This is a genomic window from Williamsia sp. Y721 (genome assembly GCF_059683565.1).
Window position 1 is genome coordinate 946,805 of record NZ_JCASNH010000001.1, and the last position, 14,212, is coordinate 961,016.

At 64.8% G+C, this 14,212-nt stretch carries 12 protein-coding genes and 1 tRNA gene; 7 read left to right on the plus strand and 6 right to left on the minus strand.

Features of this window, described 5'->3' with window-relative positions:
• Window positions 1-12 precede the first annotated feature (12 nt).
• Window positions 13-816 (minus strand): VIT1/CCC1 transporter family protein, encoded by an 804-nt coding sequence (locus AC56PL_RS04065; protein ID WP_495515103.1) that lies wholly within the window; start codon window positions 814-816, stop codon window positions 13-15.
• A gap of 78 nt (window positions 817-894) precedes the next feature.
• On the opposite strand from AC56PL_RS04065, the gene AC56PL_RS04070 reads away from it, so the two are divergent.
• From AC56PL_RS04070 to AC56PL_RS04080, 3 genes are all read left to right on the plus strand, one after another.
• On the plus strand, window positions 895-1,641 hold the full coding sequence (locus AC56PL_RS04070) for a DsbA family protein (RefSeq protein ID WP_497153060.1): 747 nt from the start codon (window positions 895-897) through the stop codon (window positions 1,639-1,641).
• Between the two features lie 123 nt (window positions 1,642-1,764).
• Window positions 1,765-1,837 (plus strand) — tRNA-Ala (locus tag AC56PL_RS04075).
• Window positions 1,838-2,034: 197 nt separating this feature from the next.
• Window positions 2,035-4,032, plus strand: coding sequence for a hypothetical protein (locus AC56PL_RS04080; protein WP_497153061.1), 1,998 nt, complete (start codon window positions 2,035-2,037; stop codon window positions 4,030-4,032).
• 12 nt (window positions 4,033-4,044) lie between these two features.
• On the opposite strand, the gene AC56PL_RS04085 is transcribed toward AC56PL_RS04080, so the two are convergent.
• From AC56PL_RS04085 to AC56PL_RS04105, 5 genes are all read right to left on the minus strand, one after another.
• Window positions 4,045-4,437, minus strand: a complete 393-nt coding sequence (locus tag AC56PL_RS04085; RefSeq protein ID WP_495515106.1) for a cupin domain-containing protein — start codon at window positions 4,435-4,437, stop codon at window positions 4,045-4,047.
• Between the two features lie 110 nt (window positions 4,438-4,547).
• Window positions 4,548-5,603 (minus strand): zinc-dependent alcohol dehydrogenase family protein, encoded by a 1,056-nt coding sequence (locus AC56PL_RS04090; protein ID WP_497153062.1) that lies wholly within the window; start codon window positions 5,601-5,603, stop codon window positions 4,548-4,550.
• A gap of 131 nt (window positions 5,604-5,734) precedes the next feature.
• Window positions 5,735-6,583: an SGNH/GDSL hydrolase family protein gene (locus AC56PL_RS04095; RefSeq protein WP_497153063.1), complete on the minus strand. Its 849-nt coding sequence runs from the start codon at window positions 6,581-6,583 to the stop codon at window positions 5,735-5,737.
• A gap of 360 nt (window positions 6,584-6,943) precedes the next feature.
• On the minus strand, window positions 6,944-7,729 hold the full coding sequence (locus AC56PL_RS04100) for an SGNH/GDSL hydrolase family protein (RefSeq protein WP_497153064.1): 786 nt from the start codon (window positions 7,727-7,729) through the stop codon (window positions 6,944-6,946).
• 64 nt (window positions 7,730-7,793) lie between these two features.
• Window positions 7,794-9,569 carry an acyl-CoA dehydrogenase gene (locus AC56PL_RS04105; protein WP_497153065.1) on the minus strand — a complete coding sequence of 592 codons (1,776 nt, stop codon included), beginning with the start codon at window positions 9,567-9,569 and terminating at the stop codon, window positions 7,794-7,796.
• Window positions 9,570-9,677: 108 nt separating this feature from the next.
• On the opposite strand from AC56PL_RS04105, the gene AC56PL_RS04110 reads away from it, so the two are divergent.
• The 4 genes from AC56PL_RS04110 to AC56PL_RS04125 all read left to right on the plus strand — a co-directional run bounded on the left by AC56PL_RS04110 (window position 9,678) and on the right by AC56PL_RS04125 (window position 14,192).
• The gene (locus AC56PL_RS04110) at window positions 9,678-10,262 is read left to right on the plus strand and encodes a TetR-type transcription factor C-terminal domain-containing protein (protein WP_495515111.1); all 585 of its coding nucleotides are present in this window, start codon (window positions 9,678-9,680) and stop codon (window positions 10,260-10,262) included.
• Window positions 10,263-10,426: 164 nt separating this feature from the next.
• Complete coding sequence (locus AC56PL_RS04115) at window positions 10,427-11,986, plus strand: alpha/beta fold hydrolase (protein ID WP_495515112.1); 1,560 nt, start codon at window positions 10,427-10,429, stop codon at window positions 11,984-11,986.
• A gap of 223 nt (window positions 11,987-12,209) precedes the next feature.
• On the plus strand, window positions 12,210-13,064 hold the full coding sequence (gene catA / locus AC56PL_RS04120; RefSeq protein WP_495515113.1) for a catechol 1,2-dioxygenase: 855 nt from the start codon (window positions 12,210-12,212) through the stop codon (window positions 13,062-13,064).
• Between the two features lie 6 nt (window positions 13,065-13,070).
• Entirely contained in the window at window positions 13,071-14,192 is a 1,122-nt protein-coding gene (locus AC56PL_RS04125; protein ID WP_497153066.1) for a muconate/chloromuconate family cycloisomerase, read from the plus strand.
• The last annotated feature ends 20 nt before the right edge of the window (window positions 14,193-14,212 follow it).

Genomic DNA, 14,212 nt, shown 5'->3' on the forward strand with positions numbered 1-14,212 from the left:
GGTGCCCCCGGATCAGCCGGATGCCGGGACTCCGATCAGATAGCCGACGAGATAGGTTGCAGCGGCGGCGATCACGCCGAAGGCAAGTTGTCGCAGCGCACCTTTCCAGATCGGCTGATTGGTGAACTGTGCGGCAATTCCACCTGCCAGGAGCAGTCCGATCGCGCCGACCACGAGGGCGGCGGTCAGTGACTCGAACCCCAGCAGGTAGGTGATCAGCGGGACTACCGCACCGACCGAGAACATCGCGAACGACGAGACGGCCGCGACAATCGGCGACGGCTTTTCCTCAGGGTCGACGCCGAGCTCGTGGGTCAAGTGCAGATACACGGCCCGCTCGGTGTCTTCGTGGACCTCGGTTGCGGCGGCTTGTGCGGTGTGCTCGCTCATCCCCATGTCGACAAACGTCTCGATCAGTTCGTTCAGTTCGGCTTCGGGGTGTTTGGCGAGCTCGCGGCGTTCGACCGCGACTTCGGCGTCGATCTGTTCGTTCTGGGTGGTCACCGAGGTGTATTCACCCAGCGCCATCGAGAAGGCGCCTGCCGCAAGGCCGGACACACCGCTGAGGATGATCGTGTGGCCCGAGGCTCCGGCCGCACCGACGCCCGCGACCAGGCTGATGTTGGTGACCAGGCCGTCCATCGCACCGAACGTGGCGGCGCGCAGGCGTCCGCCTGCGACGTTGGCATGGGTGTGAGTGGCCTCGCTGCGCCCGGATTGGGGCGGATGGGGTGGCTCATGCGGAGGTATACGCGGCGACACCTCGCGATCGTACGCCGGGCCATCGGCGGATCTGCTCAGATTGTTCTCAGGCATCGCTCGATACCCTGGTAGGCGATGCGCGTGTGTCGCGCGATGACTTCAGTCGGTGTGAATCGGTTCGGTGAGGACAAAGTGAGCAACAAGAAGAAGCAGTCGGTGCCCAAGGTGTCGAGCGGTAAATACCAGCCCCGTGCACAGTCGAGCACCACGACGTACATCTTGGCCGGACTGGCCGTGGTGGTCATCGCCGCCGTGGTGATCGGCGGGATCATCTGGAACAGCAATCGCGACAGCGGAACTGCGGACGTCAATGCCCTGGCCACGAGTGCCACCTTCACCGCGGGCGAGGCGACGGCGCCGACAACCATCGATTTGTTCGAGGACTTCCAGTGCCCCGCCTGCCGCAATCTGGAGGAGTCGTCGGGTCCGGCGCTGACCGATGCGATCAACAGCGGCCAGCTGCAGGTCCGCTATCACATGCTGAATTTCCTGGACAAGCGATCCGGATCGGGTGACTACAGCTCGCGCGCCGCGGGTGCGATGAAGTGTGTGGCGGACGGTGAGGACCAGAACGTCCAGTTGGCCTTCCATTCGAAGCTCTTTCAGGAGCAGCCTGTCGAAGGTGACGTCGACCACGACAATCAGGCGTTGGCCGCTTACGCAAAGGACGTCGGCGCCAGTGAGGCAACGCAGCAGTGCATCGCAGACGGCGCTGAGGTGGCCGCTGCGCAGGCTTCTGCCAAGCAGTCGCAGGAAGAGCTGTCCGACGCACTCGGCGGCCAGGTGGGCACACCCAGCGTGCTCCGTGACGGCAAGCAGGTCACGGTCACCAGTGGACCGGAATGGGTCGAACAGCTGATCAGCTCCGACAACGGCTGAGCGGGTGAGGCCCGACCGGGTCCCGCCGACGAGCGGATTTGGTCGGGCTCACGCTGATGGTGTAATTTCGGTCGAGCAAGCAGAGCGGAGAAATTAACCGCAAAGCTTGCGAAAACCGAATACGGGGCTATGGCGCAGCTGGTAGCGCACCACACTGGCAGTGTGGGGGTCAGGGGTTCGAATCCCCTTAGCTCCACCGTTGAGGCAAGACCTACGATCCACCTACTCAAAGACGATTCGTCTGTAGGTGGATCGTTGTGTATGGGCAGGTTCTCGGCGAGAAGATCGCCGGCAGTCTGGGACCGGGTGACAACACCGGTCACCTCGTCGCGCGGGGTCGAGCGAACATTTGTGCGTTCACTCAATCGGATATCGCATTCTTGCAATACTGAGATGATGACTCGTCTGGCCGACGCCCGGGCGGCGTTGGCGTGCGAAGACTGGGTCGGTGCCCTGGCTCTGGTCGAGGGGGACGACTCGCCGGAAGCCGCTGAGCTCCTCGCGGTGGCGCATTATGGCAATGGTGAGTTCGAAGTCGCTGTGGCCGTGTGGGAATCGCTGTACGACCGGCAGCGGGCGGCGGGCGACCACGTGTCCGCTGCCTGGGCCGCAGCGAATGTCGCGCTCCACCTCTTGGTCGATACCGGGCTGATGGCCCCGGTCCGCGGATGGGTGGCACGTGCCGACCACGAACTCGGCGATGCGGCCGAGTTGCCGGCGCACGCGTTGCTCGCGATGGTCCGAACCTACGAGCGGTTCATGTGCGGTGACCCCGAAGGGGCCCGGCGGCAGGCGGGTCGTGCGATGGAACTCGGTGCGCAACTGGGTGTTCCGTCGGCAACTGTTCTGGGACAGGTCGCGACTGCACGCTTGATCATCAGCGACGGCAGAGTCGATGAGGGTCTCGCGGCGCTTGACGATGTGGCGCTACGGCTCATGTCCGGTGCCGTCGATCACTTCACCACTGGGATGCTCTACTGCGAGTTGGTGTGCGCCGCGCAGGGGTTGTTTGCCTACGATCGGGCACGCGAATGGACCGATGTCATGGAGCACTGGCGTCACGGGCATGCCTACGGTGGGCTCCATGGCCGGTGTCGTGTGCACCGCGCCGAACTCCTGCGCGTCAGTGGGCCGGGACCTGCGGCAGAGCTCGAGGCCATGACCGCCTGTGACGAGTTGCGGCCATGGATGCGCCGTGAGTTCGGCTGGCCCCTGGTGGAACTCGGCAATATTCGGCTCCGACTGGGCGATCTCGACGGTGCGGAGGACGCGTTCATGCAAGCGCACCGACGGGCTTGGCCGTCACTTCCAGGCATCGCTCTGTTGCGGATGGAACAGGGTGACCTGGCCACCGCGGCGAGGCTGATCGCCGACGCGGTCAGCAACCCGCCCGACCTGCCGTGGAAGGAACGTCCACCGTTCGGCGACCTGCGCCTGGTGCCACTACTCGACGCTCAGTCAGAGATCGCTGCCAGATGTGGCGACGCCGCGGCCGCCCGTGACGCCGCGGCGGATCTTCGCGGCATCGCAGCGCGATTCGCCAGTCCTGGCCTCGCGGCAGTCGCTGCTGTGGCCACTGCGCGGGCACATCTGCTGGCCGGCGACCCGGCGTCGGCCAGCACTGAGGCGACTTCGGCGGTGGTGCAATGGTGTGAGTTGGATGCGTCGTATGAGGCGGCCTCTGCCCGGGTGGTGCTGGGCTCTGCGTACGCCGCGGCCGGCAACTCTGCGCGGAGTCGTCTGGACTGGCAGGCCGCACATGACGAGTTCATCTCGTTCGGCGCAGTACGCCGCGCCGCGGAGGTCGCCGCGCTCCTCGCCGACACAACTGCATCCCCGCTGCAGCCGACGTCGCTTGTCGCTTCGATGGCGCGGACGGGCGACCAGTGGCACTTCACCTTTCGCGCGATCGAGATCGTGCTGGCCGACCTCAAAGGTCTGCAGTACCTCGCAGTGCTGCTCGCCCGGCCGGGACACGAGGTGAAGGCACTCGACCTGTGCGGCGGACATGAGGTCGCCGACCCGATCCCGACGATTGATGAGCAGTCGCGCGCGGCGTATCGACGCAGACTCCACGAAGTGGATGAGGACATAGCGGAAGCGCAGGGCAACAACGACATCGCCCGTGCCGATCTCGCGAGCCGTGATCGCGAGTTCCTGCTCTCCGAACTCAGAGGTGCCGTTGGTCTCGGTGGCCGACTACGCGGCACCGGAGGTGCCGCCGAGCGTGCGCGGACCAGCGTCACCCGATCGCTGCGCTATGCGCTCGACCGACTCGCCGAGCACGATCAGGTGCTCGGGGAGCATCTCAAGCGAACCGTCCGGACGGGGAGCTGCTGCAGTTACGCTCCCGACCCGGTGGTCCCGATCACCTGGACCGTGACTCGCTGAACGGGTTGCGGGCTACGGCGTTGCACCCGTGAGCTTGGTGAGCATGTGGTCCATCACCGCACCGTGCTCGACCTGGGGACTGAACATCACCAGCTCGGTGTCCGTGACGACCCGAACGGAGTGCCCGGCCGGCCAGTGGTAGAGATCACCGCCGACACAGGTCTCGCTGGTGTTGTCGGTGAAGCTGACGACCAGCTCGCCCGAGATGATGTAGCCCCAGTGCGGGGCATGGCAGGCGTCGTTGTCCAGACCGTGCAACAGTGGCGCGATGTCGGTCCCGGCGCCGAGGCTGAAGTACTCCGCGCCGATTGCGCCGGACGTCGCTGTACCGAAGTCGGGCAACTGGCGGGCCCTGGCTCCGGGGACGTCGATCTTGACCGGGATGTCGTTTTTGGCGATGTGCATGGCGATGCTCCTGACCGTGTGGTTGATCCCTTTCACTCAGAAGGCGTGACAAGGCGTTGTCACAATGCGACAGTCCGATCGCATTTTTTGTTGTGGGCTGGGTGGTGGGCTCAGGCGGTCAGTACCACTTTCAGTGCTTTCGTCTCCGCGGCCCGGCCGAAGATGTCGTAAGCCTCGAGGATGTCGTTCAGTGCGAACGTGTGGGAGACAAACGGTGTCGCATCGAGCTTCTTCGAGGCGACCATCTTCAACAGTGTGTCGGTGGTGTTGGTGTTGACCAACCCCATCGAGATGGCGATATTCGAAATCCACAGGGTGTCGAGCGGGAGGTTCACCCCGGTGCCGTGCACGCCGACGTTGGCGACGGTGCCTGCCGGGCGCACGATGTCGAGGCACATCGTGAAGGTGGCAGGGATACCGACGGCTTCGATCGCGACGTCGACCCCGAGTCCGTCTGTGAGCGCGACGACCTGTTCTTTCCAGTCCCCGTCCGACGACACCACCCCGTCGGTTGCCCCGAACTTCTTCGCCTCGGCAACGCGATTGGCATCGAGGTCGATTGCGATGATCCGGGAGGGACCGTAGAGGCCTGCGGTGAGCATTGCAGCCAGGCCGACCGGGCCGGCGCCGACCACGGCCACCACGTCGCCGGGCTTCACCCGGCCGTACTGCACGCCGATCTCGTGGCCGGTGGGCAGGATGTCCGACAACAGCACGCCTTCGGCGGCGCTGACGCCGTCGGGCAGCTTGTATACCGAGGTCTCGGCGAACGGCACCCGGACGTATTCGGCCTGCGTTCCGTCGATGAGATGCCCGAAGATCCAGCCGATCCCCGGCGCCCCCTCGTCGGCCTGGCAGTGGGAGTACACGCCGTTCTTGCAGAAGCTGCACCGTCCGCAGGCGCTCACGCACGACAGGATGACGTGGTCGCCCACGTTCAGTGTGGTCACCGCGTCGCCGATCTCGGTGATGGTGCCCACGCCTTCATGGCCGAGAATGCGTCCCTCGACGACCGCCGGCACGTCGCCCTTGAGAATGTGGAGGTCCGTGCCGCAAATCGTGGTCGTATCGATTTTCACGATGACATCGGTTGGGTGTTTGATTGTCGGGTTCGGGACGTCGTCCCACGATTTCTTGCCGGGTCCGTGATACACAAGCGCCTTCATCAGTGCCTCCTATGCGGTATCCGGTCCTCCCGTTGAGGGCTGGACACCCTTCATTGTTCGTCGGCAAAGGTGTCGTTCGCAGGGCCTTGGGAACTCTGGCAACCCGACCGGTCAGGGAAACTCGGGCGTACCTACATCGTCGAATCGAGTTGGGCGACGATCAGCCGGGCCATGTTCGACGATCCCAACGGTGTCGGGTGCCGGACCTGGGTCGCTGATCGGGGTGCGTTCCCTTCGAACCATCTCTTCGCCCCGGTGCACACGTCATGACCGACCGCTGCCGCCACGATGTCGACATGGGTCGCGGCGGCCCTCTGCGCGGCCGACGACAACACACCGTCGAATCGCTCGAAGAACCTGCCGACGAACGTCGAATCGGCGGCCGAGATGTTCGCCTGCGGCACGCACCCCCGCGGTCCGAAGTATCCGAAATAGCCGCCATGGCCAACGACGACAACGCGAGCCTTCGGCGACCGGCGGCTGATCTCGGTCAGTACTGCATCGAGCTTGGCCGGCAGTGCCGCAAGTTTCGTGTCGATCGCCGCGCCGACAGCGGCGCTCGTGCGGCAGCGTGCGTCTGCAATGGGCAACGACGGGAAACAGGATGAGATCAACCCCCACCAGTCGATGTCGTTGCCCCCGATCGACAGCGTGACGAGTTTCGTGGTCTTCGACAGCGCATCGACTTGCGGCGGCAGCGGCCGAACCGCGAGCATCTGCTGCCCTTCGAGGACGTTGGCGGAGGTGGCGCCGACGCAGGCCACCGAGCGGTAAGTGAGGCCCATCACGGCGGCCACCTTCACCGGATATGCATCTGCGGTCCGGCCGCAATGGTCGCCGATCAGAACCGACATCCACGTCGGCGCGGCGGCCCGCGAGTCGCCGAGCGCCACGTAGTCGGGCCCTCGGGCATCGGCGGTTGCCACCCCCGTGCCGGCGACCATGAGCAACGTTGCGAGTACTACAACCAGGATCTTCACCGGCGGAGCGTATGGGCGGCCGATCTCGGTGAGAGCGCAAATCACCAGCGCTCATATGAACGCGTGAGTGTTGATTTCGGGCCCGCGTCTCGGCGCCGTCACCCCGGGTGCATTTCGGACACTCGCGCTCAATTCAGGCGCTGGAGTTGAGTTCAGTTCGATGAGATTGGCCAACCGTACCGACGTCGAGAGTGGGCGCCGTACCGACGTCGAGAAGATCCGTTCGATGGTCGATCATGTGGTCGCTACCGGTTCGAAGGCGGTGTCACCCCCGCGGCGGCTGAGTCACGCCATCGCCGAGAGCTACCGGGTGGGCGCTGAATCTGATCTGGCCGGCAGGGAAACCTCGCGTTTGGTGAATCAGGGTGTGTTGGCACCTTCGCCGGACGAGTGGACGTCGGACGCGTTCACCCGCACCCAGGTGGGGTGTTTGGCGGCGCGATTGTCGCCAGAGGACCGGCCGCGCAGCCGTCTGATCGCCCACGGCGCCAGGTGGGAGCGGACGAAGCGCATGTTCTCGATGACCCGTCGCTTGTCGGCGTCGGTGGGTCGGTCGGGGATCGGGATCGTGTGGACACCGAGCGCGCGAAGGATGTGGGCGGCGACCCGTTGATGTCCGATCGGGTTCAGGTGCAGACGATCGTCGGACCAATAGACCGCGCGGCGGATCTCGCTGTCGTGGAACATGTCCACAAACGTGATGCCTTCTGCGTGGGCAAGGGCGGCGACCTCGGTGGTGAGGTACTCGCCGCGACCGCGGATCTTCTCGCGCATCGGCAGCCCATCGGACGGGTCGGCGCCGGCGAGCAGGACGACCTCGATCCCGGCATCGCGGCACCGCCGCACTGCGGTGCGGGTCAGTTCGATGAGGCCGGGGAGGTCGCTGCCGCGGCGCAGCATGTCGTTGCCGCCACCGTTGAACGTGAGCAGCGTCGGCAGCGGGTTCATCGACAGCGCCGCGTCGATCTGGTCGGTGGCAATGGGCGCGAGCAGGCGACCTCTGATAGCGAGATTCGCGTAGTCGACGCTGCCGTGTTCCGCGGCAAGACCCGCTGCGACGAGATCTGCCCACCCGCGCGGGTTGACGCCGTCGGGTTCGTCGCCGACTCCCTCGGTGAAACTGTCTCCGACTGCAACGTAACGCATTGTGCTCCTGTAACTCTCGACTTCCCGGTGGGTCACCGGATTGACATCTGTGCCCGATCGCCCGTCAGAACCAGTCCGGCCGGGCATCGAGGGTGGTGCGGTCGAGCGCGGCGACCAGCGACAGCTGCGCGGCGGTCTTGGGCAGCTCGTAGCGGAAGAAGTATTGGGCCGCAGCGCGTTTGCCGTCGTAGAAGTCGCCGGCCTTGGTATCGACCGCGAGTAGCTGTTCGAGCCACATCCAGGCGATGACGATGTGACCGGCGGCCTCGAGGTAGGCGGTTGCGTTGGCCAGCGCGAGTGCCGGATCGCCCGACGACCAGACGGTTGTGGTTGTGGTGACCAGCTGGTCAAGGGCGGTTCGAAGGTCTGCCGCGTACACGGCGGCGGCATCGTTGTCGGTGGCACGGCTGATGGTCTCGCCGATGGTCTCGGCGAGCTGGGTGAGTCCGGCGCCACCTTGCATGACGACCTTGCGGCCGAGGAGGTCGAGCCCGTGGATGCCGTGCGCACCTTCGTGGATCGGGTTCAGCCGGTTGTCGCGGTAGTACTGCTCGACGTCGAATTCTTTGGTGTAGCCGTAGCCGCCGAGGACCTGGATTGCCAGGCTGTTCGCCTCCAGGCACCACTGGGACGGCCAGCTCTTCGCGATCGGGGTCAGGACGTCGAGAAGAAGGCCGGCGCGATCCCGGTCGTCGCCGGTGCTGGTGGTCTGCTCGTCGACCAGTTTGCTGCAGTACAGGCCAAGCGCGAGAGCGCCTTCGACATAAGACTTTTGGGCCAGCAACATCCGCTTGACGTCGGCGTGCTCGATGATCGGGACGGGCCGCGACGCCGGATCCTTCTGGTCGACCGGTCGGCCCTGTGCGCGCACCTTGGCGTATTCGAGCGAGGCGAGATAGCCGGCGTAACCCAGTGAGGTGGCGAGGAAGCCGACCCCGATCCGGGCCTCGTTCATCATTTTGAACATATACGACAGGCCGCGGTGCTCCGCGCCGACGAGATAGCCCACCGCGCCCGATTCCGGTCCGGGAGAGTGGGTTCCGTCGCCGAAGTTCAGCAGGGCATTCGTGGTCGCGCGGTTGCCCATCTTGTGGTTGAGGCCGACGAGCGCAACGTCGTTGCGGCTGCCATCGGCCAAGTATTTGGGCACGATGAACAGGGAGATCCCCTTGACCCCTTGGCCACCGCCGGGCGCTTTGGCAAGAACCAGGTGGACGATGTTCTCGGACAATTCGTGATCGCCTGCCGAGATCCACATCTTGGTCCCGGTGATCCGGTAGGAGCCGTCGGACATCGGTTCGGCCTTGGTCGTGATGTCGGCGAGCGACGATCCGGCCTGCGGCTCGGACAGGCACATCGTGCCGAAGAATCGGCCTTCGACCATGGGTCGCACCCAGGTGTCGATCTGGTCGGGGGAGCCGTATTCGGCGATGAGGTTCGCGTTGCCGACGGTGAGGAACGTGTACGACGACATCGCTGCGTTGGCGGCCTGGAACCACGCCATCGCCGCCCTGTTGACAACAGTGGGCAGCTGCATGCCGCCCAGCGATTCATCGAACGAGCCCGTCAGCAGTCCGGCCTTGACGAACTCGTCGATGCCGGCCCCGATCCCGTCGGGGAGCACGACCTTGCCGTCGTCCCCGATGAACGGTTCGTTCTGGTCGCCGAGTTTGTTGACCGGGGCAAAGCGCTTGGTGGCGAGGTTTTCGCTGAGTTCGAGGATTGCGTCGAAGGTCTCCCGGGAATGCTCTGCGAACCGGTCACGGTTTGTCAGCTTCTCGACATCGAGCCATTCGTAGAGCATGAACTCGACGTCGCGACGGGACAGTGGGGCGGCCATGGGACTCCTTCAAACCAAGCGATCGCTTATTTACTAAGCGTTCGCTTATGATGCCCTCGACGGTGCGATCGGGTCAACCGGGCACGATCGGGGGAGCGAGGTCGCCAGATGGCTGTGACGAACACACGCGGCTCGGCTGCGGCGGAACGGATCCGTCAGGCGGCCATCGCCTCGTTCGCCGAGCTGGGCTACGCCGGCACGTCGACCCGTGAGATCGCCAAGCGCCTCGGCATGAGTCCTGCGGCGATGTACCCGCACTTCGGGTCGAAAGAAGAACTGCTGTACGCGATCTCGCTGGAGGGGCACCGCGGTGTGCTGGCCGCGTTGCGCGCGGTTGACGAGCCTGTTTTGTCTGACAGTGATCGGCTCCGGGCTGTGGTGGGCGAGTTCGCGCGATGGCAGGCCGAGCACCACGAACTGGCGAAGGTGGTGCAGTACGAACTGCACGAACTCACTCGCGAGCACTATCTGACGATCACTGCCATCCGCCGCGACACCTCGGAGGTACTCGCGGCGATCGTGCGCCGCGGTGTCGACTCGGGGGAGTTCACCGTCGCTGCTGCCGGCGATGCGGTCCTGGCGTTGTCGTCGTTGTGTGTCGATGTGTGCCGATGGTTCCCGACCCGGAGTCATCGCGATCCGGTGGCGCTGGGTGAGGCGTACGGCGATCTGGCTGTGCGGATGGTGCGTTAGGCGCTGTGGTCGTTCATGGTTTATCTACCTCCAATATTGGTGCTTCGCAACGCTTTTGAGTGCTTCGATAGGAATCGCGAAGGTTGTCGATACTCGTTCGATACTGGTGCCGAACCGGTTTCGTATCGTTGTCTGTAGCGTGTGGAGACCGTAGGATCAAGGCCGTGCCAGAAACCTCGTACGCGCCCTGCGGCGATCTGAGTCTGGCTTACCAGGTGTTCGGCGATGGACCCGTCGACCTCGTCTTTGTCGGGCCTTTCGTCAGCCATATCGAGCTGTTCTGGACTCTGCCCGAATTCAAGGCCTTCTTCGACCAACTCGCCACGTTCTGTCGCGTCCTACTGTTTGACAAGGCAGGGGTTGGGCTGTCGGATCCGGTGGCGAAAGTTCGTACATTGGATGATCGGGTGACGGAGATCGAGGCCGTCATGGACGCCGCCGGCTTCGGAAAGGCCGCCGTATTCGGTATGAGCGAGGGAGGCACGGCCTCCATCCTGTTCGCGGCAAAACGGCCAGAGCGAACACGGGCGTTGATCCTCTACGGCGCTTACCCGTTCATGGCAACCGGTTGGGACGACCTCGATCGAGATCCGGCGGAGGTGCGGAAGCGCTTCGTTGTCGACGCCGGTGAGGATTTATCCGGGACCGGTGCGGACTACCTTCCGTCGACCGAGCAGATCGTCCGCCTTCAAAAAATGGGACGCGCGACCCGCTCGGAGTGGGGCACCGGTGCGGCAGCCAAGTGCATGTTCCCGTCAGTCCGGTCGATACGCCAGCTCGCAATGTTCGAGCGGATGAGCGCAAGCCCCGGGATGGTGCGGGCAACGGCCGAAGCGGCTTTCCGGATCGATATCCGCACCATCCTGCCGACGATCACCGTGCCTTCCTTGGTCATTCATGCGCGCGAGGACTGTATGCCGGTGCAATGCGGCCGCTATCTCGCCGACCACATCCCGCAGGCGCGGTGGCTCGAAGTCGACGGCATGGACCACGCGCCCTGGATCACCGGTCCCGACAGGATCTTGGCCGCGATCGAGGAGTTCCTCACCGGTAGCCATGCCGCGCCTGCTCAATCCCATCGCGCGCTGCGCACCGTGTTGTTCACCGACATGGTTGCCTCGACCCGACACGCTGCGGCAGCGGGTGACGAGCGGTGGCGGGCGGTGCTGGCGCGCTTTGGTGAGATCACCGCCGCGGTCACCCAACGTTTCGGCGGCACGCTGGTCAAGAACACCGGCGACGGGCACCTCGCCACGTTCGACGGTCCAACGCAGGCAATTCGGTGTGCCGAGGCATTGCGTTCTGACGCCGAGACGCTGGGCATCGAGATCCGCGCGGGAATCCACACCGGCGAGTGCGAACTGCTCGACAACGACATCGGGGGACTCGCCGTACACATCGCGGCGCGGATCCTCGGCCAGGCCGGTGCCGGGGACATCCTCGTCTCGGGCACCGTCCGCGACCTGGTCGTCGGCTCGGGCACAGGCTTCGAGGACCGCGGCAGCGTCGAGTTGCGTGGCGTGCCCGGCATGTGGCAACTCCTGGCGGTCGATCGGCATGATGCGCGGAAGAGATCGGCCGAGGCCGCACTCGCGTCCGCCTCGACCCCCGGCCCTCGTCTCGCGATGCGCCGAACGGACCTGGCCGTGGGGATGATGGCGAGGCGGACACCGTGGATCCTTCGTGGGATGGCCCGCCTCGCCCCGACCACCCGTCGCAGCTGAACGCTTCCGAAGTCAGCGCGGTCGCAGGGATTCGCACACCGAGAAGTAGCGCAACGGCGCGGCCGTTGTTGCGGCCGGCGGGGCGGCATTTCGACATCCGATGGGCGGAGTGGTCGGGGAGGTACTTGACAAGCCGGTGTGATTGGTCGCACAGTGTGAGTACGCAATGCGATCCAGACGTACGCAATGCGTACACACAAAGTCTGCGACCTGGGAGACCCTCATGACAACCACCGATTTCAACAGCCCGTCCGCGGTCGGTTCCGGCACCGCCGCCACCGACAAGTTCAAGAACGAGCGGGTCAGTGCCGACACCTCACCCGAGCGGGTTGCCGCGATCGCCAAGGATGCGCTGTCGGCCCTGCACAAAGTCATCCTCGACCACAACGTCACCTATCCCGAGTACCGCGTGCTCAAGCAATGGCTGATCGATGTCGGTGAGGGCGGCGAATGGCCCCTGTTCCTCGACGTCTTCATCGAGCACGCCGTCGAGGAGGTGCTGGCCCGCAGCCGCAAGGGCACCAAGGGCAGCATCGAGGGTCCCTACTACGTCGCGGATGCTCCGGAACTGCCCTCGGTCTGCACCCTGCCGATGCGTGATGTGGACCGCGAGCAGACGCTCCTGGTGTTCGGCGGTCAGGTCACCGATCTCGATGGCAAGGGCATCGACGGCGCGATCATCGAACTCTGGCACGCCGACGCAGACGGCTACTATTCGCAGTTCGCCGATCACCTGCCGCAGTGGAATCTGCGCGGCAAGATCATCACCGACGCCGAAGGACGCTACGAGATCACCACGATTCAGCCTGCGCCGTACCAGATTCCGACCGATGGGCCGACCGGTGCATTCGTCCTGGCCCAGAATGGTCACCCGTGGCGTCCGGCGCACCTGCACCTGATCGTCTCGGCCCCGGGCAAAGAGTCCGTCACCACCCAGCTCTACTTCGACGGCGGAGAATGGATCGACAGCGACGTCGCATCGGCCACCAAGCCCGAGTTGATCCTGTCGCCGACCCTCGGTGACGACGGCAAGAACCACGTCGACTACGACTTTGCGCTCGATCCGGCGGGAAAGTAGCGCCCAGTGCCTGATCTGAAGATTGTCGAGGTCGCAACCCGGATCATCGACGTCCCCCTGGTCCGCAGTCACAAATTCGCGACCACCTCGATGGACGCCCAGCCGATCCTGCTGGTGTCGATCAAGACCGACGGCGGTGTGGTCGGCCACGGCGAAGGTGTTGTCCCGGGCGGTCCGTGGTGGGGCGGTGAATCGGTCGAGACCATGCAGGTCATCGTCGAGAAGTACATCACCCCGATTCTGTTGGGCCGCACCGTCGATGACCTGACCAAGATCATGCTCGACATCGAGCGGGTGGTGGCGAATGCACGGTTCGCCAAAGCCTCGGTCGAGATCGCGTTGCACGATGCATGGGCGCGGTGTCTCGGGGTTCCGGTCCACACACTGCTCGGCGGTGCCTTCCGCAACAGTGTCGACGTGACGTGGGCGCTCGGTGCCGCGCCCGTCACCGAGATCGTCGAGGAGGCCACGGAAAAGCTCGACACCCGAATGCATTTCAGCTTCAAGTTGAAAATGGGCGCACTCGAACCCGAGGTCGACGCCCGGCGGATCCTCGACATCGTCGACGGGCTCGGCGGGCGAGCCGGCGTGCGCGTCGACGTGAACGCTCGCTGGGATCGGTTCACCGCCTTGAAGTATCTGCCGCGCCTGGCCGACGGCGGTGTCGAACTCATCGAGCAGCCGACGCCGGGGGAGCAGATCGACGTGCTCGCCGAACTGAATCATCTTCTGCCGATACCGATCATGGCCGACGAGAGCGTCAGTACGCCGCATGACGCACTCGAAGTGGTCCGGCTCGGTGCCGCCGACGTCATCGCCATCAAGACCACCAAGTGTGGAGGCCTGGCGCGCAGCCGCGAAATCGCTGCCATCGCCAAGGCTGCCGGCATCGCCTGCCACGGGGCGACGTCAATCGAAGGACCGATCGGAACCGCGGCATCGATCCACTTCGCCTGCAGTGAGCCAGGCATCAACTTCGGGACCGAACTTTTCGGGCCGTTGCTCTTCGCCGTTGACATCCTGCAGGAACCGTTGCGATACGGCGACGGCCAGGTCCGGTTGCCGGAGGGCCCGGGGCTCGGTGTGGAACTCGATATGGACATGGTCGAGAAATTGACCCGGGACTGATCAGCAAGAATCCGAAAGGT